The 17,583-nt window shown below is 58.9% G+C and carries 12 protein-coding genes; 1 reads left to right on the plus strand and 11 read right to left on the minus strand.

The window, feature by feature from the left end; translation table 11 throughout:
* Window positions 1-228: 228 nt before the first annotated feature.
* Window positions 229-1,245 carry an IS110 family RNA-guided transposase gene (locus PNAP_RS08185; RefSeq protein WP_011800547.1) on the plus strand — a complete coding sequence of 339 codons (1,017 nt, stop codon included), beginning with the start codon at window positions 229-231 and terminating at the stop codon, window positions 1,243-1,245.
* A 377-nt stretch (window positions 1,246-1,622) separates the two neighbouring features.
* On the opposite strand, the gene PNAP_RS08190 is transcribed toward PNAP_RS08185, so the two are convergent.
* The 11 genes from PNAP_RS08190 to PNAP_RS08240 form a co-directional block, all read right to left on the minus strand.
* Window positions 1,623-4,208, minus strand: coding sequence for an Agd3-related carbohydrate deacetylase (locus PNAP_RS08190; protein WP_011801038.1), 2,586 nt, complete (start codon window positions 4,206-4,208; stop codon window positions 1,623-1,625).
* 376 nt (window positions 4,209-4,584) lie between these two features.
* Entirely contained in the window at window positions 4,585-4,842 is a 258-nt protein-coding gene (locus PNAP_RS26875) for a hypothetical protein (RefSeq protein ID WP_157040240.1), read from the minus strand.
* A gap of 128 nt (window positions 4,843-4,970) precedes the next feature.
* Entirely contained in the window at window positions 4,971-6,959 is a 1,989-nt protein-coding gene (locus tag PNAP_RS08195; protein ID WP_011801040.1) for an Agd3-related carbohydrate deacetylase, read from the minus strand.
* A 62-nt stretch (window positions 6,960-7,021) separates the two neighbouring features.
* On the minus strand, window positions 7,022-7,282 hold the full coding sequence (locus PNAP_RS26880) for a hypothetical protein (RefSeq protein WP_157040241.1): 261 nt from the start codon (window positions 7,280-7,282) through the stop codon (window positions 7,022-7,024).
* 100 nt (window positions 7,283-7,382) lie between these two features.
* A complete protein-coding gene (gene pelG / locus PNAP_RS08205) occupies window positions 7,383-8,762 on the minus strand; it encodes an exopolysaccharide Pel transporter PelG (RefSeq protein WP_011801042.1) in 1,380 nt (459 codons plus the stop codon).
* Window positions 8,762-10,273, minus strand: a complete 1,512-nt coding sequence (pelF, locus tag PNAP_RS08210) for a GT4 family glycosyltransferase PelF (RefSeq protein WP_011801043.1) — start codon at window positions 10,271-10,273, stop codon at window positions 8,762-8,764. Before pelF ends, pelG begins: the two co-directional genes overlap by 1 nt.
* Window positions 10,251-11,255 carry a hypothetical protein gene (locus PNAP_RS08215; RefSeq protein WP_011801044.1) on the minus strand — a complete coding sequence of 335 codons (1,005 nt, stop codon included), beginning with the start codon at window positions 11,253-11,255 and terminating at the stop codon, window positions 10,251-10,253. Before PNAP_RS08215 ends, pelF begins: the two co-directional genes overlap by 23 nt.
* A 23-nt stretch (window positions 11,256-11,278) precedes the next feature.
* Entirely contained in the window at window positions 11,279-12,772 is a 1,494-nt protein-coding gene (locus tag PNAP_RS08220; RefSeq protein ID WP_083758024.1) for a PelD GGDEF domain-containing protein, read from the minus strand.
* Window positions 12,773-12,823: 51 nt separating this feature from the next.
* Window positions 12,824-15,091, minus strand: coding sequence for a tetratricopeptide repeat protein (locus PNAP_RS08230; RefSeq protein ID WP_011801046.1), 2,268 nt, complete (start codon window positions 15,089-15,091; stop codon window positions 12,824-12,826).
* Between the two features lie 83 nt (window positions 15,092-15,174).
* Window positions 15,175-16,215, minus strand: a complete 1,041-nt coding sequence (locus PNAP_RS08235; protein ID WP_083758026.1) for an endo alpha-1,4 polygalactosaminidase — start codon at window positions 16,213-16,215, stop codon at window positions 15,175-15,177.
* 375 nt (window positions 16,216-16,590) lie between these two features.
* Window positions 16,591-17,403, minus strand: a complete 813-nt coding sequence (locus PNAP_RS08240) for an IclR family transcriptional regulator domain-containing protein (RefSeq protein WP_011801048.1) — start codon at window positions 17,401-17,403, stop codon at window positions 16,591-16,593.
* Between the last annotated feature and the right edge of the window lie 180 nt (window positions 17,404-17,583).

The raw sequence follows: 17,583 nt of genomic DNA on the forward strand, positions 1-17,583 counted from the left end.
CGCCGCACGGGGGACGGGCTGCTTGCGGCATTCCCTCTTTATGGTTTCCGGGATTCCAATAAAGAACCCCCGCCTCAAGGGGCAGGGGTTCTTTGTTTGGATAAAGAATGAAAGGGACGTCCCCGTCCCGAGCGAGTTGCGACCCGTTGAAGTTGCGGTTTACGGCAACTCAGTGCCACGATGGAGAGGTCAAACTTTTCATCATCAACTCATTCGGAAGGGGAAATCATGGCCATCATGACCATCGGAATCGATCTCGCCAAAAGCGTCTTTGCCGTCCATGGGATCAACGAGTTCGGCAAGCCCGAGTTGGTGCGGCCCGAAGTCCCACGCGTCAAACTGATGGAACTTATCGCCAACGTGCCGCCCTGTCTGATCGGCATGGAAGCGTGCAGCGGCGCCCATCACTGGGCACGCGAATTTGCCAGGTTCGGCCATACCGTGCGCCTGATGGCCCCCAAGTTTGTGGCTCCCTACCGCATGAGCGGCAAGCGAGGCAAGAACGATGCGGCCGATGCTGCGGCCATCGCTGAAGCTGTCACGCGTCCCAACATGCGTTTTGTGCCACTCAAGAGCATCGAGCAGCAGTCCCGCCTGTTCGTGCACCGCGCACGCCAGGGCTACGTGGAGCAGCGCACCGCCCTGATCAACCGCATCCGCGGCCTGCTGTCCGAGCTGGGCATCGTGCTGCCGCTCAAGGCGGCGACCGTGCGCCGGGAAGCGCACAAGCACCTTGAAGACCTGCCGGGCTGGTGCAACACCGTGGTGGGCGATGCCTTGAGCGAGCTCACCCACCTCGATGAACGCATCGGCCAATACGACAAGTACATCGCCCAGGCCGCCGCCGAGGACCCGCAGTCCCGCCAACTCATGCACCTCAGCGGCATTGGCCCCACCACGGCTAGTGCTATCGTGGCCACGGTGGGCAAAGGCCACGACTTCAGTTGCGGGCGCCAGTTCTGCGCCTGGCTGGGCCTGGTGCCTGGCCAGTACAGCTCGGGCGGCAAGCAGCGCCTGGGGCGAATCACCAAGGCGGGAGACAGCTACCTGCGCACCTTGCTGGTCCTGGGCGCCAGGGCGGCGCTGGCAACGGCGAAGAACAAGACGGACCCGGTAAGCCGCTGGGCTATTTCGGTACAGGAACGCCGGGGTTACTGGAAGGCGGTCGTGGCCATTGCGGCCAAGAACGCCCGGATGTGCTGGGCCATGCTGCAGCGCGGGGAGGCGTTCAAGATGCCCGCGTGAGCAGAACGCAAAAGTATCCACAAGTTTGCAGATGTCACCGTGAGATGGCTTGTCGTTGATGAGTGAAAGGTTTGGACCTGCGCCGGGGAATGCTCGTTAAGCTCGAGAAGGTCAACAGGGTAAGCAATCAGCCCTGAGCCTTGAATAAAGAATGGAGCCCTTGGCGCGCGTCTTTCATCAGGGTCCGCTGCAAATAATGCAGCAAGAAATGACCGGTTGTAGTCTCGCCGTCCACATGCCTTGCGCTCACCAGGCAACGACACAGCATCGACAGGGTGACGATGAAATGGAGAAGTCAGGTTCCGTGGTCAATCGCTACGCGATTCAACCACGGTGGAAATCTGTTTGACAAAGGTGGGGACGCCCTTGTAGCCGAGCTAAGGCAGCGGAATTGTTGTCGAACCCCCGGGCGTCAGCGATAACGTGGAAACCGCCTGCCCGCCGTAGGTGGTGCCGCCGACGTTGATGCCCGTCATCGGCACTTTCACGGATGCGCTGGACGGATTGGTCAACTCAATGCTTGTTGTTGTGGGGCCGTACACGATGCGGCCCTTCAGTCCTGCTGTGATAGCCGTGTTGTAGGCCATGCGTGCCTCCATGATCTGTCCGATCTCGGTCTGGCTCGGACTCAGTACCGGCAGGGTGTACATGGTCTTGTACTTTGTGACCACCGCGTCAAGCAAGTCCGACAGCACCGATTTGTTGTTCGGGCCAGCGCCGTCATAGTCGCGCAGGTTCGCGGCATGGAACATCCACGAGTTGGCGTTGTACTTGAGCATGTAGCGAACCAGAACCTCCGATTCCCGGTCCAGGATCTGCTCATACGTGGAGTCGCCACCAAACCACGACGTCTGGCCCGCAGGCGGAGGCACGACACCGGCAGCACCGAAAAAGTGGTTGTATTCAGACGTCCACTCCGGCGGTGTGGACACGTTGTAGTACAGGTTGGTCGGGTAGCGCGGGATGATGAAGATGCGCGGATTGCCCGGAACAAACGTGTCGCGTGTGCTGTAAAAGCCAGCGTTCGGCTTGACGGGGTCAAGCGTCGGCCTGAAGTCGTAGGTCTTGGACGTGTCCATCAGGATGTAGCGCAAGCCGAACTCCTGGGCCGCTTGCCAGAACACTGGGTTTTGCAGGCCGGAGATGTCCGGCTGGATGAAGGCGTTCTTGTTGTACAGGGCAAACGTCACCGGCGGTGAGCCGCGCAGGCCGGTCGCCACTTCGTGGTTCGACTGGAGTATCTGCTTCATCCCGGTGACGGTCAGCGGCACAAAACCCGGGGTTGACGGATCGCTCGCCTCCAGCGAAGAGTGATCCCACGTATGGTTGATCCATCGGAATGCATTGGGATTGGCGCGCACCGCAGGAGAAAGCGTGTCAGTCAATTCACCCTGATTCAGCAGGTTGGAATCCGCCGTGTTGTAGCCAACGCCATTGAAAGGCACCTCAAGCCTGAACGCCGCTGTCTGGGGGTTGGCTCGCAGGGCTGTCTGCCAAGCCACCAGGCTGTTGTAGTCGGTCCCGTCATTGCGGTGGCGAAAGGCTGGATTGCCCACCGGAGTGGTCTTGGTGACAGGATCCCACAACTCATCCGGAATGAATACATCGTCAGGCTGCGCGCTCAGGTAGATCTTGCGCTCTCCCAGAAAGATGCCCTTGGTCACCCAATTGACGATGCCATAGCCCAGCAAAAGGGAATGGGTGAGTTCCGGGTTGTTGTCCGTCGCAATGGCCAGGTTTTGCCAGCCTTGGGGGGCCGTATGGACGGAGGCGATGGTCCTCGCGTCCGGCGTTTGCAACAGCGGTACGGTTGCACTGGAAACCGGCGTGCCCGGGTAGGTATAGACACCCCCCTTGATCGAGATCGGATTGGCCGTGTTCAGGTAGCTAAAAGCTTGCTGCCCGAGCGGCGTGAACGTCGCGGTAAGCGCGCTTGCATCGGTCGCAATGGTTTCAACCGCCGAGCTCAAGCCATAGGTCAGATCCAGCGGCTGGTTGTTGATGTCGATGGTCTGAGCCGGACGCGTGTACATCGTCGCCGAGCGCACGCCAAAATCAAACTGGTACTGCCGCAGCATGGCCCACTGAGCTGTGGTCATCGCACTGGGGTAATTGTTCGTCGGTGCGTTGTACGCAGCAAGGTCACCTGTCGCCAGGATGATGCCCTGGTATTTCCCGTTGCCAGCGCCATCGGACAAGGTGCCTGCCACCATTTGCAGCGCGGTCGGGGTTCCGGTGAGCACGATCTTGTCGTAAGGCACGCCGATCTGGTCAAGTATCGACAGGGCGGCCAGGTAGCTTGGCGCTGTATCCACGGCCGAGATCACCAGCAGCTTCATGCCGACCGTCTTGGGTGCAACATTGACTGCCGCCGATACCACCGGGTTACCGTTGGTGGGTGTGACGGTCGCTACCGGCGTGACTTCAAACGTGATGGGGTTGCCCTGGTCGGCGCTCACCAGCGTGTAGGTGCGAGCCGTTGCCCCGGCAATGGCGACGCCGTTGCGCAGCCAGCGGAAGGTCGAAGCTCCCTGCGGATCGTTGTTGGCATCGGCATAGGTGTAGTTGCCGGTCAGCAATTTTCCAACTTGCGCCGTGCCGCTGATGGCCACACTGCTGGCGGTGGGGGCGGCAGGCGCAACCACCACATCGGCAGCCGTCACTGCCGCCGTCGCGCCCGATGTCACCGGCGCGCCCGTTGTCGGCGCGATGGTCGAAACCGGAGTCACTTCAAACTTGATGGGGTTGCCCTGGTCGGCGCTCACCAGCATGTAAGTGCGAGCCGTTGCCCCGGCAATGGCGACGCCGTTGCGCAGCCAGCGGAAGGTCGAGGCTCCCTGCGGATCGTTGTCGGCATCGGCATAGCTGTAGATGCCGGTCAGCAATTTGCCAACTTGTGCCGTGCCGCTGATGCCAACACCACTGGCGGTCGGTGCGGCGCCAACGCTGGTGCCTGGATCCACCGGTGGCGTTGTGACTGGTGGTGTTGTAACTGGTGGCTCTGTGACCGGTGGCGTTGTAACTGGCGTTGTAACCGGCGCTGCTGTAACCGGCGCTGCTGTAACTGGCGCTGCGGACTGCCCGGAACTTGAATCCCCGCCCCCGCAAGCGGCCAGTAAAGTGGTCGCCATAAAGGCCGCCATCAGTGACGCCATCTTCGAGAGACGGTACTTGTTTGGCCGGATTTCAGCATTCAGGGCAACCGTTGTTGCGCAATGGGGCAACACATCCGCCCTGAAGAGGGCGGAGGAACGCCAATGAGGAAGTTGTGGTTTCACGGTGGATTCCTTGCTCGATAAATCGGTTGAACAAAAACAGGTGCTGGCTCGGTCGGCGCCATTACCGCCGCGTGGGCACTGGCGGCTGGGGGGTTGATGGGTAATGCTGTGGCTTTACAGGGGCGGGCTGGGCCTCGCGGTGCGAGTGCTTTGCGTGGTCGTCGGCAGGACGAACCGGGTCGGCTGTACTGCCGCCGTTGGCGGGCGCATTGGGCGCGGCCTGCGCCAGAACCTGGCCAGCCAGGCACAAGGCTGCGATCGCCATGCCAGCTTTGGTGAGCGGCAAGCACTGTAGTGGGGATGTGGCATGTGTCTTCATGAATGGCTCCTTGAAAAATGACTTGAATAATTGGAAAGTGCTTGGGCGGCCAGGCGATTGCGCACGGCAGTGCCTCTGCGGAAATAATGAAACTTGAGAGGTTTCCATGGCGGTTTCTTATTCCAGTATTACCATGCTGGTGCGGGAATGGTCAGCGTGCCATTGGCACCTAAAGAAATGGTCGAAATAGTCTGCCCGCCGTAGGTTTCCTTGGCCGTGCCGTAGTTAATCCCGGTCAGGGGAGCTTTGACCGGTTTAACCGTTTTCAATGCAATACTATTGGTTGTCCCCAGCACAATACGGCCACTGACGCCGGAGTCGTTATACGTCATTCTGGCGGCCATCAAAAGTCCGGTGTCATGCTGGCTTGGACTGCGTATCGGCAGTTTGTACATGCTGTTGTATTTCGCCAAAGTGGCATTGATCAGATCGCCCAGCAGTGAATTCTTGTTGTCATAGGCACGCAGATTGCTCTGGTGAAACATCACGGAATTCAGATCGAATTTCAACAAATACCTGAGCCATATTTCAGACTCCTTATTCAGCAGTTCACTGTAGGTCAGCTTGTGGTCCCAAGTAGGAAAAAGACCGCCTGGAGCATAAAAATAGTTGTACTCGGACAGCCACTCGGTAGGTGTTGAGACGTTGTAGTACAAATTGGTTGGGTAGCGCGGAATGATCAGGATGCTGGGCTGATGGAGGCTGTAGAAACCAGTGTTGGGGCTGGGATTTTTCCAGCCGGGCTGTGAAGTATCAGACAAAATATAGCGTATGCCGAAATCCTTGGCAGCCCTGAGAAACTCGGGATTATTCAGCCCTGAAATTTCGGGTTGAATCATGCTGTCTTTTTGATACTTGCTGAAACCCAGCTGTTGCGCCACCGTATGATTTTTGCTGAGTTGCGCCAGCGCATTGGTGTAGCTGATGTCGGTCAGTAATTCGTGCTCATAAGTGTGGCTGATCCATTTGAATTGATTGGGTTTGCTTCGTATGGCAGCTGTCAATGTATCGTTGGGATAAATCCCTGACACCCCAACACCGTTGTATGGCATTTCCAGCTCTATTTGCGCTGCATTCGTGTTCGATGCGCGCATTGCATTTTGCCAGGTGATGAGCCGGTTGTAATCATTGCCCGTTATCCGGTATTCAATCCCGGTCTGGTCAGACAAACGCACTGGATCCCAAATATCATCTGGAATCATGATGTCATCAGGTTGTGCGTTTAGATAAACCTTGCGCTCTCCCAGAAAGAAACCCTTGCTTACCCAGTTGACTACGCCATAGCCCAGCAAAAGAGTGTGGGTCAGTTCCGGGTTTCCATCGGTTGTGATAGCCAGATTCTGTCGGCCATCGGGGTAGGTATAAATGGATGCGAGGGAATAGCCGTCCGCAGTGTTTAACAAAGAAACCGGGTTGCCACTCGAAATCGGTTTGACCAGATAAGTCCAGGCACCCGTAATGGAAACAGGACTGGCTGGGTTCAAATAACCGAACAGTTGCTGTCCGGCTGTCGTCAGACTGGCCTTGAGTGGTGTGTAACTGGTATCGGCGGCGCTGATTGGCGTCAGTCCATAGTTGTCGGGTGCGCCTGCCGGATAGGTATACAGGGTTGCCTGCCTGACCCGAAAGTCAGCTTCATATTGCCAAAGCATTTGCCATTGGGCTTGGGTAAATGCGCTTTGCCAATTGTTCGGGGACGCTTCATAGGCGAGATTCCCGGTAGTGAGAAGGACACCCTGATAACGTCCTGCCCCCAGTCCGTCAGACAAGGTTTGCGCAGTCAGTGGTGTTTTGCTGGCGACCAAAGTATCGTAGGGGATGCCGATCTGATTCAAAATCGACTTGATGCCAGCAAATACCGGCTCGTTGCCATCCGCCGATACAACCAGCAACTTCATGTTAATTGACCTGGGTGTTTCGGCGGCGGCTGGTGCAAGCCAGAAAACGGTAAATAAAATTACCGCGAGGATGCGTTGCAGGGTGTGTGACCCCCAATACAAAAACTGCCGCTGCAATTGCTTTTCTGGCCCCTCACGGACTAAGCCGTTCGGCACAAGCAGCGGTTTGATGCCGCTTGTGACCAGGGCACGATACAAGTAAAACTGTTGTAGTTTCATGATTTACTCCCAATTCAAACTATTATTCTTGGTTAAGTCGATTTAATCAACACTTCATGTATTTATCGAAGATCCTTAATCATTTGCTGCGGTTTTGTAGCCAGTTTTTCAGGCTCGGCCCGAGCACGCTTGGTTTCGCGGTGCTTGTGTGGATGTTTGACCCTGTCCGTTGAAACAATGACTGGGGACGCGCCATTCGGATTGAGTGGGGCGGGTTTATTCGGTGCCGCCTGCGCCGCCATCTGACTGACCAGAAATGCCAGCATCAAGCCGATTTTTGGGCATGAAATCCAGGATGAAGATGAGCGAGAAAGTAATGCCATGGAAAGCTCCTTTATGAAATGAATTGATAAAAGCGATGCGGCGCCGCAGTGCCTTTGCGGAAATAATGAAACTTGACAAGTTGCCATGGCAGCGTCTCCTTCAGAAAATGACCGGTTGCAACATGAATGTTTCGTATTCGAGCTGGTCGAGTTTTCGCAACAGGCTTACCAGGCCGAAGCTTCCCGTCAGCAATACGGCGAAAGCAAAGCCATAACCAAAGAAGGCCGGACCGAGGTGCAGGCTGAGCCAGGAAAAGAGCGTGTTGGACACGAAGAAAAGAAGGCACAGCCCCAAGGCGGCTTGCCGCTGGTCAAGGTAAAAAAGCACGTTCAATACCGCCAGCAGCAGCAACTGCATGACGACCGCCACCAGGTCAATACTCAGCAGGGCGCGATACGTCGGAGCAATACCAAACCACATCAGCAACTCGTCGCCCATCATCAGCAAAATGAATGTTGTCGCGCCCTGAACCTTGAGCATGGCGAGCATGCCGAGCTGTACGGCTTCAGCCAGGTCTTTCTTGGCCGCCATGACTTGGGCCAAGGTGCCGCCGCGCGTGATGGTCTGGTAAAACTTTTCACATTTCTCGGAGAAATCTGTTTCTATCCGGAGCAGGAAAACCGCCATGCCGGGTATCAGCGACAGATAACTGAGAAAGATCGGGAGGTCGTAGGTCGGGGAGGCGCGCAGGGGGCCGACAACATTGATGCCGGTGAACGAATCGGACCAGAAAAGAAGCTTGTCTGCCCAGACGCCGGCATTGTAGAAAAGCCCGGTAAAAATCAGGCTCGGGTAGATCTGGTCGCGCCGCAGGAAATCGAACGACACCATCAGATCCCCAGGATACTGGCGCACCACCAGCACCAGCAAGGCGAAGAACAGGCAGACCTGGCCCACCACGAAACCCAGCAGCAAGCCCGCCAGGCCAAAATCCCGCAAGCCCAGCGACGCGCCGACGGTAATGCCATAACCCATCAGGAACGCCAGCAAGATTTGTTGATAGGCCTTGATGGCCGACGCAAAAATGACCAGCACCCAGATGCCGCACAAGGTGACAAACCCTGTCAGCATGCATTGCCGGTACAACAGGGAGCCGTCGAACCATAGCGCCAGTGCAATGCTCCCCAAAAGACCTGCGGTGAAAAACGTCACCATCAAGGCGCCAAACAGATTGGCCAAAATCAGCCGCGGGCGCCGCTCGAACAGGCGGTCCGCCACGAAACGGGTAAACATCAGTTGCAGTGGACTGGTCAGAATCAGCGACAAGGCCATCAGGTACGTGATCGAGACCTGGAACTGGTCAACGAACTCCGAGGGAACGTTCTGGCGGATATTGATCAGGCTGATGGCGAAGATCGCGACAATCGACAACACCCACGGTCCGCTTCCGATGATTGCGGCAAACGCATAAGCCTGGCTCCGCCCGCTTATCGAGTTTTTATGCAGCAGCCGGCGCAGTTCGAAGCCGATTCCAGCCATTAGAGTTCACCCATCCCTTGATAGATGTCCCGGTAGCTGTCGATCACCCTGGATTGCTGGTAATAGCGCTCGACACGGGCAATCCCCGCCTGCTGTGCGGCACGCCAGCGCACCGGATCGGTCAGCAGCGCAAACGCCGCACGCGCGAGCGCATCGTGATCCACGATGGGCACCACATCACCGGCACGGCCCAATGCACAATCGGCCGGCTCCCTGCCGTCGATGAGCGCGCGGCAGGCGCCGACATCCGTTGCCAGTACCGGCAGTCCGCTGGCATGGCTTTCGAGGATGACCAGCGGAAAGGCCTCGCTGATGGACGTCAGCACCAGCAGCCCCAACTGCGGCAGCAAGTCTTCGATCTTTTGAAACCCCATGAACCGGATGTGCTCTTCCAGCCGCAGACTTTGCACCAGCGCCTTGCATTCATCGACATAGCCCGGGTCTTCTTCTTCCGGGCCGATGAGCCAGCCCTGCACCTGCGGCAGCCTGTTCGCCAGCACGCCAATCGTGCGAATGAAGGTTTTGATGTCCTTGATCGGAACGATGCGTCCGATCAATCCCAGAACCATCGGTATCTTGTCCGGGCGGCATGCGCGCAAGGGCGCAAACCGCGCCACATCGACACCGTTGGGAATAATGTGGGTGCGCGCCGGATGGGCGCCGTCACGGATCTGGCGCTCCCGGTTTTTCTCGAAAAGCGTGATGACGGGGTCGGCCGCGACATACACCAGGCGTCCGATTCCCTCGAACAGCCGCACCCAGGCCTCGTTGTGGTGCTCCATGCCCGAATCGGGAATCGGCGTGAACCATCCCTGCTGCTCGCGCAGGAACATGGATTGCAACTCGATCTTGCGTTCCTTGGTATAGATGCCATGCTCGGTCAGGATGAGGGGCCGGCCGGTCCGTTGCTTGAGCATCGCCCCCAGCAGCCCGGCATAACCCGTCGATAAGGTGTGAAAGACGCCAGAGGGCGCAACCGTGCGCGCGATGGCCGCAAGCTTCATCAGCGGCGTGTGCATATTGCGCACGGACCAGAAATAGGCCTGGAATGAAGCATTCGGGCAATAGCGGGCGTAGCTTTCGCTTATTTGCGCCCACGCCGCCTTGCTGCGGAAGAAATCCTTTGCGCATGCGCCGTCCGTTTCGCCCTTTTGCAGCACCACCCGGTCCAGCCAGGCGTTCTCCGGCTCGCCGTCGGGACTGCGAAACCACTCATGCAGCTTGGCACTGTCCGAGAAATACGCACGGTCACCCTCGCGTTCATTCATATCCTTCAGCTCAACACCATCCATCAGGTAATGACACTGAAGATCGCGAACATTGGGCGGCAGCCGGTAACGGATTTCTTCGTGTGCCACGCGTTCCGCGCCAAGGTACACCAGCGAAAAGCTGAACTCTGGCAGGCCTTCGATCAACTGATGCACCCAGCCTGAAACGCCGCCGCGCACGAAGGGGTAGGTGCCCTCCAACAGCAGCGTGATATCCGTCTTATGTTGTCTGGGCGAGGTCATGGCTTGGTTTTTCCCAGTAAGTTGAGACCTTGTTCAGCCGAAGCCGGCTGCTGCCATTTCCAGCCTGTGCCAGGTGGTTTTTGACATCGGAATATTGCCGCGTGAGGAAGGCAATTTCGGCGAGAAACGGTTTGGTTTGCCGCAGGTCGATGCCCGACCGCCTGGCGTTCTCGAAGGCATCGCTTGCGCTGTCAAGCTTCATCTCGGTGAGCAGAATGCGGCCAAACAGAAGCTGCAGGCCACCGTCTTGAGGGCGCAGTTGAAGGGCGGCCTGCACATGCTCATGCGCACGGGCGCACAGAAGGAGTTGCGTGCTTCCCTGGGAGGCCCCGAGCTGGGCAAGCGCCCAGTAATCGTGCGCCAATGCCTTGTGCTGCAAAAAATCCTGATTCGGCGCGCAGTTGCCAAGCTGCGCGTTCCTGTCGCGAATGCGCGCTTCGATGGTCTTTTCTTTGCGGTTCAGCAGGCCATAGGCCAGAAGCCGGACATCGTCTTCCGGGTCTTTCAGCGCCAGCCGCAACAAGGGGGCCGCATCCTGGTCTTTCAGTGAGAGTGTTGCAATCAGGGCCGCGATCCGGTGCGCTGGATCAGCGGCATACTGAAGTGGACCGGCCAGTTCGCAGGCTCTTGAGATGCCCGCCATGCCGCGCGGTTTGGCGGGTTGGCTTGGCAAGCCGAGCGCCTCCTGTGATTGCGTCCACTTGTCCGAGCGTGGCGTCAGGCTCTGATGGCGTAACGCGGGAACGATGCAGGCCAGCAGTCCAATCATTCCCAGTACGGGAATAAAGACGATGGTCGCGAAAACAAACAGGCACGATGCGGCCAGGGGTTTGCGGTAGGGGCCTGGCAACAGCTTGAGCAGCGCCAGTGAAAACAGCAGGCATGCGCTTGCGTGCGCGACCGAAAGAACAACCAGGCCCCCGACCGAAGGCTTGCCGTCCAGCAGCAAACTGAACAGTCCTGCATCGAGCAGCAGAAGCATTGCGCAGAGTGGCTGTGCCGGGATCACAGGGCTGCCTCCGAGAGAAAGTGCAGAGGCTTTTCCGGCACGGATTCAGGGGCATCCATGTCGCATGCGGCGCAGACCTCCGCCAGCATTTCATCGGCGGTACGGTTCTTGTCCAGCATCCATTGATACGTGACGAGTCCGTGCATTGCCGCGTCACTGCCAGTTTGCTCGCGCTCCAGCCGCGCCAGATAACTCTTGACGCCGGCCTCATCGGTCAGTGGCAAGAGCTTCACAATCACCGACTGGCCTTGCCGGTTGATTGAAATCCAGCTTTGGTCCAATCCACGGCTGCTGTTGCAGCAGTGGTTCACCAGGCTGTCGCGATGCTCGGCATCGACAATCTTGCAGGCGATCAATGCCGCCGGCAAGGCATGTCGTTTGGCATCCTCAAGATTGCGCTGCAGGCACTCGCGCAAGGCGAACGGACTTTGCGTCTCGCCCATGGGCCGGGTCCGGCGCGACAAAATGTCCCCGATATGCCTGCCCAGCACACCCAGCAATTCAAAAGTGTCCTGATGGATGCTCAGGAAGGGCATGTCGTAGATGGCGACGACGCCATGAATATGGCCGGCAGCATCGATCAGGGGCACGACAGCGATGACATGCTCGTGCACCGCTTCATTGTTCGCATGCACGCTGGTCAGCGAGCCGGTACGCAGCGTTTCCCGCAGCAAAGGGTTGAACAGCGAGAGGTCCGTGGCTTTGCCGACCATGGCGACAGATGGCAGGCGCAGGATGCCTTTGCCGTTCATTTCATACAGGGCCGCGATATGCAGGTTGCCGGCCTCCACCATGATCTCCAGAAGCCACTCGCCGATTCCGCCGAGCGGCTCATCACGCGTCACGTCGAAGACCGGGTCGCGCAGTTCAAGCCGGTCCAGTGCTGCGCGCAGATTGTTCGTGCCGCCGGCCATCCTGCGCTCAAGCTGTGAATGCGATACCTGCAGGAGCTGGTAAGCGCTGGTGAACTGCTCCAGGCGGGTCTGATGGTAGTGGCACAAATAGTCAAGTTTTCGGACCCGGGCATTCCAGATGTCGCGCGCCTGGCCTGCGCCCATCCCGACGAGCAACAGGCCAATGGCTTGCGCTTTTGGAAATTCACCCAGCAAACCAGGCTTGAGGTAGGCCATCACGGCAAAAACAAGCACTGTCAGGAGGGAGCCGCAGCTACCGGCCAAAAAGCCGTATTGCAGGCCCAGCAGCAGGGGAAACAGCACCAGTGCAGGCAGCACCATTGGCAAGGACTGGGCCTGGACAAACCATAGCAAGGCGGTGGGGATCAAGCCGCCGAGAACAATGATTTCGAGAAAAGTCGCACCCGCCAGCTTCATGTCGAAATTCGATGAGGCCAGGCTGCGAGCAGCGCTCCCGTTTCGGTTCATGGGTGCGCCGTCCGAGGTGCGTTTCTGCGCTGGCGTTTCAGGCGTGGCACCCGGCGAGCGAAAACCTCGCACTTTTGTTGGCCTGCGCAAGAGCAATGTCCATTTCATAAAATTTCCTCAATGGTTCAATACCGTTTCGGATGCATGGAACTTTTTGCTTTAAAACTCATGCCGGTACCAGACACCGATCCCGCGATTGGCCGACGATGACACGCCGCCCTGGACATTGGTGTAGAACGCTTCGGCCCGGACCTGCCCGGCGCTGGAGACCGGGATGTTCAGGGCGGCACGCAGGCTGTAGGCGCGGTCGCTGGCCGGCCATTGCTTGCCAACCCATCCGTCAATCAAGCCATGAACACGGCGTTCTCTTCCTTCCGGCTGGCCGAACCGCAGCGTGGTGCCGATCCCGAGCGTGCTGAAGCGGGTCGCAAGCACCCCTTCAATGGTTTGAAACGCTGGCAGCACCGGCCCGATCAGGTACGCGGGCAGGCGATCCGTCACCCGGTTTCTTTCCGAGCTTCCGGAAATGCGCATCTGCCATGCCGGAATGCTCTTGACAACGGTGGTTCCCATCTCGCCTTCGACCCGATAGCCATGGCCCAGCGCGTCGCCGTTGCGGGTATTGAAGTTCTGCCTCGCTATTTCAGCGCGGGCATAGGTCAAATCGGTCAGGTTGCCGCTGACGCCCAGCGAGACCTTGTCCTTGCTGCCAATGGCGCGTAGCGCGGACGTTTCCTCGGTCAAGCCATTGAGCGAGACCTCGAGACGGGTATTCAGGCGCGGGCTGAGCACATGAATCCATTCGAAGCGGCCATAGGTCAGCGATTTGTCGGAGCGCTGGTTGCGGCCAAGGGTGACTCGCATCGGGTTGTCAGCGATGGGCAGCTCGGTCAGGAACGACAGGTCGTTTTCGCCATGGAATCCGGACACCCGCAAATTGGGGCTGTCCGAACTCAGTGCGTTATGGGCAAGGCGCACGGTCGTCCGGCCTTTGGCGTGCGGGAAGCTTGCCGCAACTTCGCTGCGCTTGATGTCGAGGTCGGAAAGATTCCGGGTTTGGTAGCCCGCCTCAACGCGACGGGCCAGCTGAACCTTGAGCTGGTCCCGGTGCTGGCGCAGCAATTCGCTGGATTCGTCTTCCGCTTCGAGCAGGCTTTTTTCAGTCAGCGAAAGCGCCAGCTGATCGTGGCCAAGCTGGCGCAGCGCGGTGACCCGGTCAGGCGTCGAAAGGTCTTGCTCGCGCTGCTGCAAGACCTGCTCGATGGCCTGCGGGTCTTTTCTGGCCATGGCGACGGCCAGCAACTGGTAGGCGGGAAGCTTTTGGTGATCGGCTTCGGCGCGCCCCAGCCAGTCATGCGCTGCATCGAAATTCTTTTGCGCCAGGCTGGATGCAACCAGCGACTCGTAAACGTCCGCATCCGTGTAGCCGCGCTCCAGCGTATCTTGCAACACCTGATCGCCAGCGGCCACGCCGTCAAAGTCGCGCACCATGGACGCATAGGCCAGCAGCACCACCTTACCGTCGGGTTTTGGCATGTCATTGACGATGGCCAGCCTGTCTTTGAGGCGCAGCACGATGGCGCGGCGCAGGCGTTCTTCCTGTTCCGGCTGTCCGGCTTGGGACAGCGCCGAGACATAACTCAATTGCCACAGGAAGTCGTCCGGCTTTTCGCGCGCCTGCTTGTCGAACCAGACCAGCGATTCATCCACCCGTTTGAGTTGCAGCAGCGCGACTGCATACGCCGACCAGTAGGCCGGTTTGGCCTGCGCGTCATCCTGCCATTGCGCCAGATGGTCGCCCAGTTGCTGCTTGTCGCCGCCGTCGATTTCAAACCACAGGATCTGCGCCCGCGTCGGCACTGACGTCGGGTTCAGCGCCAGCGCTTGCTTGTAGGCCGCGCGCGCGCGCTCTTTCTGGCCATCGTGGTTGGCACTATGCGCCTCAAGCAGCCAGTACATCTCGCTGCCCTTGAATTTGTCCGGGTTGTTTTTGGCCTGCGCCGTCAAGTCGCGCAGCTTGTCCCACAGCGACGCCTGCGATGCCGCGTCCATCGCCAGCAGCAGCCAGCGCGCCTCGGCGAGCCGCTGGTAGCCCTGCTCGCCAATGGCGATAGCCTGCCTGGGCTCGCCGTTCGCGTTGTAGTGTTGAATCAGTCTTTCCATGGCAAGCCCGTTGGTCGAGCCTGCCTCCCAGACGGTGCGGTAAGCCAGCACCGCCTCCGGCTTGGCTCCGCGCTCCCAGGCCTGGTCACCGTAGAGCTGCCAGTACGCCGTGTCGCCGGGCGATGCATGAACGCGCGCACTGTGCAAGACCTCCCACGCTTCATTGGGCTTTTGCGCGAGTGACAGTTGCTCGGCCTGGCGGCGGGCCGACTCAACCGGACTGACTGGCCGGGTCGCGGCTGATGCCCCGCTTGGAAAGCTCATGACCACAAGCCCCGCAAGCGTGAGCGAACGCAGCAGGGGGGACGCACATTCAAAGCCATTTTTCGTGGCGGCTAAGTTCACTCTCATTTTTTGACTCCAATGGAAATCATGTCGAGACCGGGCGTCGCCACCCAGGATGCGAATCCCAGCGCCGTGATTTGCCGGGCGGTTTCTTGCGCCAGATCGGGCTTGTCCGGAGGGACATAGTCAATGACCGTGATTGGCAGGCCATAGCGAAGGTGGGCGTGGTTCAGGCGCGCCAGCAGCCAGTTGCGGTCTTGTTCGCTGACGCTTTCGTATTCCTTGGTGGTCGGGTTCCAGCTTTGAAACAGCGATTCCGCGACCAGCCCGACGGCCAGCGGCCCAGCCTCCGGCAACACGGCAAATCCCCGGTTGAACAATAACTTGACGCCGGGGAAGCGCTGGTGCATGGCGCGAATGATCTCGACAAGCGCTTTTGCCTGGGCCTTCCGTGCGTCCGGGCTCTTGGCCACGATTTCATAGCTGTCCAGCGTGTCAAGGAAGAAGCCGCGATAGCCGTCCGCCCAGAGCCGCGCCATGCGCACTTCGATGAGAAAGTCGCGCCAGCCGGGCTGGGTCAGGTCGGCGATGCGGCTTTGCCATGCCATGTTGGCGCCCATGAACAGATGCTTGGGCAAGGCGCGCGAGGAAGCTCGCCAGCCCTCGGCTTCACCGACGCTTAAATAGGCGAAAACGTCGGCTCCCGCAACGCGCAACCCGTCAGGGTTTTTGATATTTTCTGCTTCCACCACGATGCGCTGAAATTTCGACAACGCAAGCACCGGAACGGGGGTGCCGTAGAAGAACGCCGTACTCGGAGGAGAAGGAGACGGCAGCGACGGCGGCGCCATCGCGCAGCCATGCATCAGCAGGCAGGATGACCATAAAGCCCCCACTTTGCAGGACATGCACTTGCGTAAAAAGTGTAAAAGGCCTCGATAGCTGTCCGCAGGATTCAAAAATAAATGTATCGGCCCCGCACGGGTGGCAATTGGCCCCATGACGCGTCCTTTGCCCGGATGCTCCGCACTGTGTGCATCCAGCTGCTCCGAAAGGTGGACAGGGTTCCGGGACATCGCTTTGTCCCTCACAACTTCAGTCATGGTTGTTCCCTTGTTGGTTAACTTCGCGGCACTTTTGGGTGCTTTGCTTGCCCCGAAATTAACGTGGGCGCCTGGTTACCCCACTTGATAAATCACAACTGGAAACTAAATTTAACGTCAGCTGGTTGACTTTTCCATCCTGGGTTTTGTGGCGCGTATCAGCACAGCTCCAGCCGGCAAGCGCCGTGCAGGCCAGCATTCATGCGGATTGGCGAGGTGATGCTTCGATTTGGCCTTTTACGCATGGCTGATGGGCGAAGTTAGCTATTAAAAAAATAGCAAATTCCACGCCGATGAGAAGGCGGCGAGCCGCGCGCCTTCAGCGAATGCCGGGCCGGAGTGCCGCCTGGCCCCGGTTTTGAGCCGCCGGATTCCTCAGATCAGGTGGCGCATGGCCTGCGCGGTTTCGCTCAGCACGGACAGGACGCGGGCAACGGCATCTTCGCTGGACTCGTGCCCGATGGGCATGGTGACGCTCAAGGCCCCCATGACTTCACCGTGCCGGTCCCGCAGCGGCACGGCAATGCCGCGGTGATTGAGTTCGAGCTGCTGCTCCGAAATGGCCCATCCCTGGGCGCGCACGCGCGCCAGTTCGATGCGCAGGCGGTCCTTGCTGGCAATGGTGTAGGAGGTGTAGGCCTTCAGCTCATGGGTGTTCAGCCAGGACTCCAGCCAGCCGGGTTCGCGCAGCGCCAGCATCATCAAGCCTGCGGCGGTGACCTGCGCCTGGACCCGCGAGCCCAGCACATAGCCGGTGTTCATGGCGCGGTTGGCGCCATTGCGCGCAATGTAGACAATCTCGTCGCCGTCCATCACGCTGACATAAGCGCTTTCCTGCGTTCCAGCGGTCACGCGTTGCAAAAAGGGCTGCACCATGCGCGGCAATCGCGCCGATTCCAGATAAGACTGGCCCAGCCTGAGCACGCGCGGGGTCAGCCAGAACAGCTTGCCGTCGGTGGCGACATAACCCAGGTGCTCCAGCGTCAGCAGGTAGCGGCGCGCGGCGGTGCGGCTCAATCCGCAGCGCGCAGCCGCCTGGCTGGCGGTCAGGCGGGGATTGGCATCGTCAAAACACTCAATGATGGACAGGCCTTTTTCAAGGCCGGCAATCCAGTCGCGCTTGTCGAGGGCGGATGTCGGGGCGTTCGGCACGCAAGGCCGGGACAGTGGTTGGGCGGGCGAAGTCATGGCCAAAGTATTGTGGGGAATCAGCAAACGTAAATCTCGGGTGAAACCCTTGTTTCGCGCGATAGGCGAACATTTTTGTTCGTTTATCGCGCAAACAGCTGTTTTTGGCACTTCTCAAGACGGTGTGCAGCCACTAAAGTTCAGGCCAATTCAAGTTTTGTATCGATTATCGAACGCTTA

It is taken from the genome of Polaromonas naphthalenivorans CJ2 (assembly GCF_000015505.1).
In the GTDB taxonomy this organism is placed as follows: domain Bacteria; phylum Pseudomonadota; class Gammaproteobacteria; order Burkholderiales; family Burkholderiaceae_C; genus Polaromonas; species Polaromonas naphthalenivorans.